This is a genomic window from Siphonobacter sp. SORGH_AS_0500 (assembly GCF_031453245.1).
In the GTDB taxonomy this organism is placed as follows: Bacteria; Bacteroidota; Bacteroidia; order Cytophagales; family Spirosomataceae; genus Siphonobacter.
Window position 1 is genome coordinate 1,181,398 of record NZ_JAVIYT010000001.1, and the last position, 12,566, is coordinate 1,193,963.

Annotated in this window: 10 protein-coding genes; 2 read left to right on the forward strand and 8 right to left on the reverse strand. The window is 44.4% G+C overall.

Annotated elements, in window-relative coordinates; translation table 11 throughout:
• Window positions 1-2 precede the first annotated feature (2 nt).
• Genes QE357_RS04985 through QE357_RS04995 form a run of 3 tightly spaced genes read right to left on the reverse strand, consistent with a single transcriptional unit; the run spans window position 3 to window position 4,276 of the window.
• Window positions 3-1,667, reverse strand: coding sequence for a hypothetical protein (locus QE357_RS04985; RefSeq protein ID WP_309706298.1), 1,665 nt, complete (start codon window positions 1,665-1,667; stop codon window positions 3-5).
• A gap of 25 nt (window positions 1,668-1,692) precedes the next feature.
• Window positions 1,693-3,105, reverse strand: coding sequence for a DUF6056 family protein (locus tag QE357_RS04990; RefSeq protein WP_309706299.1), 1,413 nt, complete (start codon window positions 3,103-3,105; stop codon window positions 1,693-1,695).
• A 34-nt stretch (window positions 3,106-3,139) separates the two neighbouring features.
• Window positions 3,140-4,276, reverse strand: coding sequence for an acyltransferase (locus QE357_RS04995; RefSeq protein ID WP_309706300.1), 1,137 nt, complete (start codon window positions 4,274-4,276; stop codon window positions 3,140-3,142).
• A 530-nt stretch (window positions 4,277-4,806) separates the two neighbouring features.
• Here QE357_RS04995 and QE357_RS05000 point away from each other — a divergent pair.
• A complete protein-coding gene (locus QE357_RS05000) occupies window positions 4,807-5,568 on the forward strand; it encodes a polyprenol monophosphomannose synthase (protein WP_106638025.1) in 762 nt (253 codons plus the stop codon).
• A gap of 68 nt (window positions 5,569-5,636) precedes the next feature.
• Here the strand turns inward: QE357_RS05000 and QE357_RS05005 are convergent, their stop codons facing one another.
• Window positions 5,637-6,377, reverse strand: a complete 741-nt coding sequence (locus QE357_RS05005; protein ID WP_106638519.1) for a glycosyltransferase family 2 protein — start codon at window positions 6,375-6,377, stop codon at window positions 5,637-5,639.
• A gap of 328 nt (window positions 6,378-6,705) precedes the next feature.
• Here QE357_RS05005 and QE357_RS05010 point away from each other — a divergent pair, with 328 nt between their 5' ends.
• Window positions 6,706-10,608: an AAA domain-containing protein gene (locus QE357_RS05010; protein WP_309706301.1), complete on the forward strand. Its 3,903-nt coding sequence runs from the start codon at window positions 6,706-6,708 to the stop codon at window positions 10,606-10,608.
• 35 nt (window positions 10,609-10,643) lie between these two features.
• On the opposite strand, the gene QE357_RS05015 is transcribed toward QE357_RS05010, so the two are convergent.
• From QE357_RS05015 to QE357_RS05030, 4 genes are read right to left on the reverse strand one after another with little or no spacing between them, the layout of a single operon-like run.
• Window positions 10,644-11,138, reverse strand: a complete 495-nt coding sequence (locus tag QE357_RS05015) for an NADH-quinone oxidoreductase subunit C (protein ID WP_307142247.1) — start codon at window positions 11,136-11,138, stop codon at window positions 10,644-10,646.
• Window positions 11,135-11,677 carry an NADH-quinone oxidoreductase subunit B gene (locus QE357_RS05020; RefSeq protein ID WP_106638517.1) on the reverse strand — a complete coding sequence of 181 codons (543 nt, stop codon included), beginning with the start codon at window positions 11,675-11,677 and terminating at the stop codon, window positions 11,135-11,137. The genes QE357_RS05015 and QE357_RS05020 overlap by 4 nt, the downstream gene beginning before the upstream one ends.
• Complete coding sequence (locus QE357_RS05025; protein WP_309706302.1) at window positions 11,674-12,138, reverse strand: NADH-quinone oxidoreductase subunit A; 465 nt, start codon at window positions 12,136-12,138, stop codon at window positions 11,674-11,676. The genes QE357_RS05020 and QE357_RS05025 overlap by 4 nt, the downstream gene beginning before the upstream one ends.
• A 12-nt stretch (window positions 12,139-12,150) precedes the next feature.
• Complete coding sequence (locus QE357_RS05030; protein ID WP_307142249.1) at window positions 12,151-12,558, reverse strand: DUF4296 domain-containing protein; 408 nt, start codon at window positions 12,556-12,558, stop codon at window positions 12,151-12,153.
• Between the last annotated feature and the right edge of the window lie 8 nt (window positions 12,559-12,566).

The window sequence follows — 12,566 nt, forward strand, 5'->3', positions numbered from 1 at the left end:
TGTCAAATGGTCAATTTCGTCTCAGAAGCATAGCGTTTGGCTTCCTGACCCTCCATTTGAATGAGCTCCATCTCGTAAGAACCCGGCTTCAGCAGATCGTGTGGGAAGCTCGCTCTGCCACCAATCCCCGGTAAAAACGGGTTTTTACCCGTATTAGGCACGCCACCAAATGGCACGAGGTATTCATCCGTATTAAAGGTCGATTTCAGGTGAAGTAACACCATGCCGTTTCGACTCCTGGGGACAGGGAAGTTCGACTGTACGACACTAATTTCCTTAGTGGTAATAGTTGGAATCAGAGAAATGTTTTGAGCCTCCTTATTTTTTTTCAAAGCTTCATCAAAAAAATGAACGGGTGGTTGAAATACTCCCATTTTTATGGGCTCTTTGAAAGCCCAGATGATGTAGGGCTCCAGAATGGTGCCGCGAGTGGCGGCAAGCCCGATGTTACTATGGTATTGATTGAAGGCGTTCGTTAATAACAACTTGCGGCGTTCGACTACTAATGGGTAATAATTGAAATAGGATAGAAAACTAAATAAAACCCCCAAAGCGATTAGCGGTGCCGGACTGAAGGACACCCGTTTTTGACCTTTTAGCCAGGCCAGATATAATAAACATAAAAAGAGCAAAGGGTATAGCCGGTAGTTACTAATCAACATCACGAAATACCCGAAGTGGGGACGTAGAATGGCGATTACACCTGCGTTGATCAAGAGGAAAAGCATGCCGCCGAGGAGAAAGTCCTGAACGAAAGTAGATTCCTGTGGGTCAATGGAAGGTTGGAAATAGTAACGAATCAAAGGCCAGAACTGCTGAGTAAACCAGCGAACGGCGATCCACATGATGACCAAACCCGCCAGCGTGGGTAACACAAATCGCCAGGGTTCAGGCATAGAGGGGAAAAAGTCAAATGGCCCCCCCATGTAGGTAAAAAAGCCACTGACGGATAAGTGCGGCATTTGCAGGAATTTACCAAAGCTGCGTTCATTACCCGAATAGGGGAAGTTGTAGTAATAGCCAGTTATTCCAACGGCCATTCCAAAAGCCCAGATAAAGACTTCACGGAAGCGTCTGCGAAGCAAAAGTACACCTAACCCCGCTAGCCAGACAAACATGCCATTACTCATCGTGAAGGTCGTGATTAGGCCTAAAACTAAAGCTAGGGGGAAGGAAAGCCGGGTGCGTAAAGCTAGAACATATAAAGTCAGTAAAACCAGAGCTAGTAAAGGTTCGTGTTGTAAGCCTGTAATGGACCAAAACGTAAGCAGGTAATACTGAGGCTGAAACAGAATGAGCGTTAATGGCAGAAAATACCAGTACGATACTTTAAATCGGCGGAAGGTAAGCAGTAATAATCCCCAGATAACGATCACCGAGAAATTTGCTAGCCCCTGAATCCAGCGGAAATCGAGAAAACCCGAACAGTAATATACCAGCACAGTAATAAGCTTGCCCGTCGCCATCCGGTGTTCATTATTAGGAACAATCAGCCAGTGCCATTTTTCAGCCCAGGTTTTGGATTTCAGGAATTCCAGAAAAAATCCTGACAAAGCTTCGAAATCATCGAACCAGGGAACATTGACAACGTATAATAGAAAGAAAATAACGAAACCAATAATGGGAATCGTATTGACCAGAAGTGGGAACAAACGGCTGGTTTTCATATAAATTCAATCAATAAGGCAAAGGTTAAGGAGTAATGACGAGAGCTTTTTTCTGGAAAAACTTAGTCTCGCAATCATTCCAGGGGTGCTTTGGATTGTCTTTAATGTCTTCCAGGAAAAGCGATCGAGGAACGTGCTTCAGGGGTTGAATGGTAACCATTGCATGAGCGGGAGCCTGCCGGATTTTCTCGTAACGATCGTAGAGTTCGCGGCTGTAAGCCGCCGCAGTTCCATTTTTTAGATCACTCGCCATCATCCGAACGTTCGTATTTTTCCAGATAAGTAAAGGCAAAACAAGAATGGACAGCAGCGTTAGCACTCGCACAATACCGGGACTCAGAAAACCAAGATTCCACTTTTCCTGAATCCAGAGCATGGTTACCAATACGTTATAAAAGAACCCGATTAAATAGAAGAAATAGACGGAGTTATGAATACGTGGTGAAACGCTTTCAATACCTACGCCGTAAAAAATCGGGAAGTAAAGAACCGGAACCACCACGGCCCATACCAGCCAACCTACCCAAACCGGGATGCGAACGTACGCACTGAAAAGAGACGAATGACTGATTTTATTACTCAGCCAGTTAATCCAGAAAACCAGAAATACGAGCGTTAAGGGTAACCATTTAATGCCAACCATTACCGCTGTTTTGAAGGAAGTAAGGATGGAAAAAGAAAGATTACCGCCTAGGGGATTACTCCCCTGACGAATCTTCGAACCGGGGGATTCGAGTACTAGATAGCAGCAAATCACAGCTTCGAGGAAAAGGATAAGCAATAGCCAGTCTAGTTTTCGCTGAAACAGAAGCCGATACCCCATAAAACAAAGTAGCAAGCCCGTCGTGAGTAAGAGAAACATCTCGCAAAGGCCAATCATGGCAAAAACCAAAAACGCTGCCCAAACGATAAGTCCGTATTTAATACGTTTATTTTCAGGTTTGTAGGAACGGATTAAAGCGACCCAAAATAGTAAGGTCAGGATTTGGGGCAAAGCATAGGTATACGAACCCGTTACCCAGAAAAAGCTCTCTACAATACTGTCTAACTGAAGAATGTATAAGACTAAAAAAGCAGTGCTGATTAACCATTTCTGTGCACGGGAGGTGTGAATTAACTCACCCAGCAACAGGTATACGCTGCCGACCGTTGCGAGCATATAAACGATGGGAAGGGCCTGGTAATACCAGAACCAACCCTTGAATAGGGGCGTGGAATGGAAGAGCAGGCAGGCAAAATAACGCCCTGTCCACTGGTCGTAATAGAATTTGGTGGACCACAGAATACCATAATCCCGAGCCATGTAGGCAAAGCAAAAATCGTCGGCGGCAGAGGGATGATTAAAGAAACTAAGCACCATCATAGGGACGATGGTAATGGCTACCAGAAACGCCCAGCCGAGGTTCGTCCAATATCGTTGCTGTAAAAAACCAGACATAAAGGTTGTAAAATGATTAAGCAATAGGGAAGGATTAATACTTAAATCGACTTTTTAGGTTATTGATCGGTTTCTCAATAATATACCAGGAAAGCGTGGCAACGAAAATGGTTAATACGATGTAGGTAGCGAAATTGAAAACCAGATTTTCCTCGAGCGAGGGGAATGAACGGTAAATCCGGTGCATAAAGCGATATACGGGATGCGTAGGCGTAATGTGATAATGATTGAAAACAAAATTATGATACAGGTATAGCCCATAGCTGATTCGCCCCAGATAGACACTGACCGGGTTTTCGAGGAGCCATTTCATTACGCCACTGTAACCCGTAATGGCTTTACCGATCAGGAAGAAGGCAAAAATAGAACCCGCTAATCGTTCAAAAACCGAGTTAAGGGACAAATGAGGATCGGGCGAAAGATGATACCATAACAAACTTCCCCCGAGAATAGCCAGACCCAGCCAAACCAGACTTCCCCGTTTAAAGGTAGAGTCAAACAACTCTCGCTGGTAGATGTACATATAGGCCATGAGTCCGCCCAGGCCGAAGGCATCCAGACTGGTCGGCATTAATACATAGGCTACAAACCAGGGAGCTCCCGTCAGGAAGTAATACAGACGCAATAATACGCTACCGATAATAAAACCGACGAGTAATTTAGGCAAATGCCGGTTTGGAATAAAGAATACAATGAAAGGGAAAAAGATATAGAACTGCTCTTCAACGGCCAATGACCAGAAATGATCCACCACGCCCAGCCAGTGTTCGTGATGGGCGATGTAAATATTAGAAGTATAAGTTACCAGCCACCAGAATTTTTCACGGGCGGGCGGCACATTGAATACCACGAGCAGGAAGATTGTCAGGTAATAAATCGGGAAAATCCGAATGGTCCGGCGGATGTAAAACTTTTTCAGATAAGTCTTAAAGCCATCTTCACGGGGTTTATACTGATTTTTACTTTCAATGAGAATGCGGGTAATGAGAAACCCACTTAGCACGAAAAAAATGGTAACCCCGATAGGCCCAATGGGAAGCGTATTAAATCCCGCCAGCAAGTGATCATATAGAACCAGAAAAACAGCGAAGAATCGGATTCCATCTAACTGGTTAAAATAGGTCTCCTGCTTCTTAGCTACTTCCTGCAAGTGTATGGGCGTTGTTGACATTTCGAACGAATGATTTGAAGCAGACTGAATTCATAACTCAGGTTGAAAAAGTCAGAGCGGTCTGTCATCTGGATATAACTTTAAAAAGAGGTGGTAAGTTGGCAAAATAAGTCCAGCCGCTTAGATAATTCCCAGTGCCGCCGAAGCTCTTTTTCTTTACCTAAACCAATAAACTCCTTTTAATCAGTACTTTATTGTCCAGGCACAAGCCAAAATCAAAAGCTAATTTCTTAAAGTTCTTCGAGAATGCCTCAAAATATTTTCTTTGTTACTATTTCTTATTTTAAGAAGGTAAAGAAAGAAATGTAAGTCAGGGTCTTGGAAATGAGTTAGTTTTATTAAAAAAAATAGCCGAAATTGCACCATTATCCTTTTGACAGAAAGGATTTTAAGACGTCTTAATGAATGATTTTGATTCAAAGATTCGTTAGTAGTATAGATTCAGCATTGCTGAAAAATTTATTCATTTCCTAACCAAGTAATACATGGAAACAGTCTCTGTATTTACAGATACTTCTGCATGTTTGACCATGAATCATTCGAAAGATCGGATGGTTATCATTCCAACCTATAACGAAATTGAGAATATTGAAACGGTCGTTCGTCGCGTAATGAGCCTCGAACCTTCGTTTGATTTGCTCATTGTAGACGACGGTTCGCCGGACGGCACTGCTCTGAAAGTTCGTCAGATGCAGGATGAATTTGGAGACAACCGAATTCATTTGCTGGAGCGGAAAGGAAAACTAGGTTTAGGTACTGCCTACATCGCAGGTTTTAAATATGCTATCTCCAGTGGATACGAGTATATTTTTGAAATGGATGCGGACTTGTCTCATAACCCGGACGATCTTGTGCGTTTATGGAAAGCCTGTGCCATGGATGGTAATGATGTAGCCATCGGTTCGCGTTATATTCAGGGGGTAAACGTGGTGAACTGGCCCATGGGACGTGTGTTAATGTCATACTTCGCCGGCGTTTACGTTCGCTTTATTACCGGAATGCCGATTATGGATGCTACCGCTGGTTTTAAGTGTTACCGTCGGATTGTGCTGGAAACCATTAACCTCAATAAAATCAAGTTTGTGGGCTATGCCTTTCAAATTGAAATGAAGTTCACTTCCTGGAAATTTGGGTTCAAGCTCAAAGAAGTCCCCATTATATTTACGGATCGGACGCAGGGCGTTTCCAAAATGTCTCCCAAAATTTTCAAGGAAGCTTTTCTTGGGGTTGTTCAGTTAAAGATAGATAGTTTCTTCAAGCGTTATAACCGAGAAACGGTGTACGTGAAATAAAGATATAGAGTAACAAAAAAGGCGAGCTACTTCAGAAATAGCTCGCCTTTTTTGTTACTCTATATCGATTAATCCAGAATTTTCCATTTACCTAAACCCCATTTCGAGAAGCGGTACAATAATGACGTTCTCAATACGCCTAAACCGTATTTGGAACTCCGCATGAAGTTAATGGAAGAAGCTTCGTCAAAGTATTTTGTTGGACAGGTTACTTCTGCAATTTCGAATCCTTTCCAGAAAATCTGAGCGATCATTTCATTATCGAAAACGAAATCGTCGTCGCATTTTTCAAAGGGCACTTTTTCCAGTACCTCGCGTGAAAAAGCCCGGTAACCTGTATGATATTCAGATAATTTCTGATTCAACAGCACATTCTGCGTAAAGGTTAGGAAACGGTTGGCAATGTATTTGTACATCGGCATACCACCTTTCAACGCTCCTTTTCCTAAAATCCTTGAGCCAAACACTACCGGATATAAATCGTTACCAATGATGGAAATCATAGCCGTCAATAGGAGCGGCGTATATTGGTAATCGGGGTGTAGCATGATGACAATGTCACCACCTAATTCCAGGGCTTTTTTGTAACAGGTTTTCTGGTTACCGCCGTAGCCTTTGTTGATATCATGCCGAATGACATGCTTAATACCCAGTGCACGTGCCACTTCAACGGTATTATCAGGGCTATGGTCATCAACCAGAACCACTTCATCCACTAAATCAAAGGGAATTTCCCGATACGTACGTTCTACGGTAAGAGCGGCCCGGTAGGCGGGCATGACAACGATTACTTTTTTATTGTTGTACATAAGGTGAAAAAGACACTAACGACAGGTCTCAAATCAAGGCTGAATTTGGCAAACAGTGGGTCGCAAAGATGGTTTCAAACCTTGAAATTACATACCAATTTCGGAAGAGCCTAAGTTTGCATTATTTTATGAAAACCGAAAAAGGGCATTAGGGTTTTAGATAAGAATATAAACATCTGATTAATAGATAATTATTCTTGGTTTCTGTATTTTGTTACCAAATAATGAAAAAGCAGATAAACGAACCAGGATTTGGTTTTATTAAGGGAGGATGGTTCATTTACAGCCAGCCCATCAATTGCATATTTTACTCCTGAATTACTCTTTCATGAATTCGTTCTGGTCGAAAAATAGCTTACGAATTTTTCAGCGACGGCTGGTAAACTTGAGCCCAAGAAACCGTTCTTTAGTGCTTTTATCCCTGCCTAAAGAACAATTTCTGGATATTCATGAACTGGATTTCCTTTCTGGGTCTTCTTCGTTTCATCTTATCAAAGGGTGCATTGCCGGAAAGAGCAATCTGCCGCTGTGCGAAGTGCTTGACCCGCGTGACCAGAAAGTCAACGACATCTCCCGCCGCCTGCGACTCATTGCTCGCACAGCCAGTTTCATTGAAGCTGAGCGAGGAACCGAAGATTTATACCTGGGCTGGCCCCTGGTTCAGGGGAAGTTCGCTGACGGAACCGTCGTTCGGGCTCCTCTGCTTTTCTGGCCAGTGAGCCTGCGAGTAAATCCTCAAAACCAGTGGGTGATGGATCGTCGGGATGAGCCGCTGGTGCTGAATCGCTCCCTAGCAATGGCTTACGCTCATTTCAATGGGCTGAAAGTACTGGAAGAAGTTTTTGAAAAAGACTTTGAAGACTTTCCCAAGGATTCACTGCATTTCCGTACGGAATTGTACGAATGGCTAAAAACAACACCACTTAAGCTTAATTACAACTCCGATTTATTTGAAGATCAACTGCAATTTTTTCCGAAACTACTGAAAAGTGATCTCGAAAGAACGGAACGAGCTGGCGAGTTGCGGTTGGTACCGCATGCCATTATAGGCATTTTCCCACAGGCAGGTTCGTACCTCGTTCGTGATTATGAGAGCTTATTACAGCGGGTTGAGGCCGATAATTTTTCACCGTTTCAATCAGAAGTCACGGACCATCTTTCTAAAAAAATACGTGAGGCCGACATCTTAACGCCTTTCCCGATGGATGCTTCGCAGGAAGCGGCTTTTCGGCGGGTAAAAAAAGGTGAATCGCTGGTGGTACAGGGGCCGCCGGGTACGGGTAAATCCCAACTCATTTGTAACCTCATCGCAGATTTTACGGCCCAGGGAAAGCGAGTGCTGGTGGTGAGTCAGAAACGAGCGGCTCTGGATACCGTCTATGACCGACTATCGCGAGCCCACTGGCAGGATTTTGCTGCAAACCTGCATGACTTTCAGCATGATCGAAAAAGTTTATATACCCAAATTACGGGCCAAATTGATCGCATTGACGAGTATAAACGATTGAATACCAGTTTGGATGCAATTTTATTGGATCGGGAATTTACTCAGCATTCCAATCAGATTGATCGCATTCAGGAAGAACTGGACGATTTCAAAAAAGCTCTCTTCGATACCAGTGCATGTGGCGTGTCAGCAAAAGAGCTTTACCTAACCTCCGATCCACACAAACCTCGAATCGAGCTTCAGGATTTGTACCAGTCTTTTCCTTTACATACGCTCGAAGAAACGACGCAAAAGTTAAAGCGATACGAAAGTTATCAAAGTCGAATCGGTCAGAATCACCCCTGGCAGGATCGTCAGGATTTTAGCGTGTTTACCTTTCAGGACGTGCCAGCTATTAAGTCCACCGTGCTGGAAATCCCCGCGGTAATCGAACAGATTACGCAACAGATTCAGGCTTTTTTAGGAAGAAAAGTGAGTTGGGCAGAAGTACGAAGCCTGCAAAAAGAGGAAAGGGCGTTAGTACGGTTGCTCAAAGAATTCACGCCAGAACGGGAAATTTGGGTTCGTCGGTTGCATTATCGCCAGATTTCTGACTGGAAAGAATGGCCCATTCGTAGGCAGATCGAACAATTGATTAACCAGGGAATAGCCAGCGAAAGTTTTAGAAGTTCAGAGTTACGCCCTTTTCTGGAAACCCTGGAAACCGCTATTCAGGCCCGTCCTTCTTTACTGAAATGGTTATTTTTCTCGGAAAAAGAAAGTTTACAAAAACAGGCTTCTCCGTATGGGTTGACGCTTGAACACACTGATCTACAAAAGCTTAGACAAATAGTCCTGAATCGTTTGGAGGTAGAATGGTTAATGCAACAATGGGCAGAGCCGTTACACATTCGGGTTCAGCAGGAAGAATGGAGTCAGACCCGGCAGAACTGGGAGCGGGTAACTTCGCAGGTAGCGGAGGCTTCGACTCAGTATGAGCACATCCGAAAATCGTATTCACTGATTGGAGAGTTATACCGATTCCATTCCGAGTCGAATCAGACCAATTTTGCTGATAAAATCAGTCAGATTATTCAATTGCTTCAACAGCTAGGGCAAAAACAGGAAAGTTGGAAAAGATACCTGACGGCTTCTCAAATGGATTGGATTACTCAGGCGACGCCTCAGCAAACCAGCCTTTTACTGGACTCATTAACCAACGATTTTGAACTATTGCAGGAATTTGATACCCTGCAAAACCAACTGAGTCCGGCGGAGAGCGAAGTGATTAAAAGAGGAGCAGGCCATGAGTTACTGGACACGTTTGTGAACTCCCTCAAACTCGCCTGGATTGAACATTTGGAATTGAAAATGCCCCTTTTGCGAAGTGTTTCCGGGCTGAAAATGCAGCAGATGGAGGAAGACTTGCAGCAGGCCGTGCTGCGAAAACAGGAGTTGGCCGGAGAAATTGGCCGGAAACAGTTACGCGAGCAAACGTATCAATCGCTCGAAATGAACCGTCTGGGTAAAGTGACAACTTACCGGGATTTACGGCATCAGGTTACTAAAAAACGTCTGATTTGGCCCGTTCGGCAGGTGTTAAGTCATTTCACGGATGAGGTATTAACGCTGGTACCCTGTTGGCTAGCTTCGCCCGAAACGGTTTCGGCCATATTTCCCTTAACGGAAGAGCCTTTTTTCGATCTGGTTATTTTTGATGAAGCTTCGCAATGCTTTGCTGAGCAGGGCTTACCCGCCATGTTTCGGGGAAAACAAGTGGTAATTGCAGGGGATAGCAAGCAATTGCAACCTTCTGATTTGTACCGCGTTCGACTAGACGAGGACACCGATGATATTCCTGAACTAGAAGTAACCAGCCTGCTGGATCTGATGGCTCGTTATTTGCCGCAGGTACTTTTACAAGGCCATTACCGCAGTCGTTCGCTGGATTTAATTGAATTTTCGAATCAGCATTTTTACGAAAATCGATTGAAGTTACTACCTGATTTCCAGGAAATGAACCGTAACTCAGGGGCTATTCACTATATAAAAGTAGAAGGCGAATGGAAAGATCAGCAAAATGAACCCGAAGCGGCGGCTGTGGTTGCTCTGCTTCAGACCTTAACTCGCCAGGAGCCGGATTTATCAGTGGGGGTGGTTACGTTCAACTCACCCCAGCAGCGTTTACTGGAAGATAAACTGGACATTACTTCGGCTCAGGCAGAACCTTTATTTATCAAAAATCTGGAAAACGTACAGGGTGACGAACGGGATGTAATCATTTTCTCCATTGGTTATGCCCCTAATGAACAGGGTAAAGTGTCAGCCCACTTTGGGTCGCTGAACCAGATAGGAGGGGAAAACCGACTGAATGTAGCTATTACCAGGGCCCGTCAACGGATTTATGTGGTAACGAGTTTGTGGCCCGAGCAGTTGAAAGTAGAAGAGGCTATGAACGAAGGGCCCCGTTTGCTAAAAGCGTATTTAAACTTTGCCCGTAGCGTTTCTTCGGGAGAATACCTTCCCAAACCTTTAGCGGTGCAAGAGCTGAAGTCAAGCCAGTTGCTGAAAGATCAGCTTGAACGCATGCATCCTTCCTGGGTTAAAGAATTACCCTTCGCAGATTTAGTCAAGAAAGAGAAAACGGTTTATGAAGGATTGATTCTAACCGACGATGATCTGTATTATCAAAGCTTGAGTTCAAAAGAAGCACACGCTTATTTCCCGATGAGTCTGCAAAGAAAAGGCTGGCCTTACCGCCGCATCTGGAGTCGGCAATGGTGGAAAAACCGAGCTGCAGACTAACAAAAAAGAGCACGCTTCTAAACGTGCTCTTTTGGTTAGGCTTCGTATTTGACGGTAATGCCGTGATAACGTTCCTGTTCAGTGTAATCTTTCCGAAGCGGATGGCCTTCCCAGTCTTCGGGAAGTAAAATCCGACGTAAATCCGGGTGGCCTTCAAAGTGAATGCCCATCAGGTCGTAGGCTTCGCGTTCGTGCCAGTTGGCCGTCCGCCAGATTTCACTGACGCTATTAACCGCAGGCTGTGTGCCTTCCTGACGAGGCAATTTTACTTTCAAACAAAGGGCGTGTTCGTAAGGAATGGAGAACAAATTATAAGCAACTTCAAAAGTATCCGTTCCGTTATCCAGTGCGGTAAGGCAGGATAACGAGTCGAAATACGTTCGTTCATCATTCCGTAGGAACTCACAAATAGGAACCAGTGATTCAGGGCGAACTGTTAAGTTAGGCATAAGTACCAACTCTTCTTCGCCAATCAAAGCTTCCGTCCCAAACTCATGCGTGAGCAGGGATTTAAGTTCTGAGAAAGTCATGCAAATGTTGGTTTTTCAAATTTTTCAACGAGGGATAACGCAGCAGTAGGTTCCTGCACACTTTCACCTCTGATTTTGTCCTGTAATTTCATAATGGCACCAATCAGAGCTTCGGGGCGGGGAGGGCATCCAGGCACGTACACATCCACGGGAATAATGCGATCAACGCCTTTTACCACATGGTAGCCGTGTTCCCAGTAAGGGCCACCGCAGTTCGAACAACTGCCCATGGAGATGACATAACGAGGTTCTGCCATTTGTTCGTATAAGCGGCGAATTCGGTCGGCCATTTTAAAGGTTACCGTTCCAGAAACGATCATTACGTCCGACTGACGGGGAGAAGGCCGGGGAAAAATTCCGAATCGTTCCAGGTCATAGCTGGATGCGAAGGTTTGCATCATTTCAATAGCACAACAGGCTAGACCAAAACCCATAGGCCAGAGCGAGTTAAGACGAGCCCAGTTGAGCAAATCTTCCGCCGTGGTTAGAATCAGGCCGCCTTCGCCGGTTTTAAATCGGCTATCAAGAAAACTCTTCATTGATACTTCTTATTTACTTTTCCGTAAAGATCCATAGGTACTTTAGACTGAATGTCAGAAACTTTAGCTTGTGGACGTACCCAGTCAAGATGTCCTTTTCGCCAGGCATAAGCAAGACCTAAAGCGAGAATCCCTACGAAGAGAAACATCTCCAGTAAAGCAAACACACCCCAGCGACCATTCGTTTCCTGAATCAGAGATTCTTGTCCGAATACGGTAGCCCAGGGAAATAGAAAGACTAATTCAACGTCAAAAAGTAAAAAGATCAGAGCAACAATATAAAAACGGATATTAAACTGGACGTTAGCGTTTCCTTCCGGCTCTTCTCCTGACTCATAAGTACTGAGTTTCTCAGGATTCGGACGGTTTGGGCGAATCAGGCGAGCAATACCCAGCATAACGACCAGAAAAATTACTCCCGTTATAAAGAACAGAAGAATAGAACCAAAATCAGTAACCATAACCAAAAGGGATTATTGAACCTGTAACTTCGTACTGTCCGGGCGGGTTTGGGCGGATTTGCTGGAGTCGGCACGGGCCATTTTCTTCTCTCGCTCTTCCAGTACCGTTAAACTATCCACTACTGCTTTGTAGATATCTTTGAACTTATCGGGCTGAGCAATGTAGTAGCGGTAACTGGCCCGGTACGTTCCGGTATCAGCCTGATATTTTTTCAGAATATCTTTTTCCAAAACCTGAAAAGCAACCATAGATGAATCCTGCGAACCCAGACGTAACCGTATGATTCGTTGTTCTGCCAGGTGTACATCTTTAAGAATTTGTACCATTTTATCCTGCGGAATGAGGTTCTCTGGCGGAGACGGAGCATTCGAACAGGCCATGAGCAGAGCCAATAAAGGGAGAAGTAGACGCGTTTTCATGTTTAATA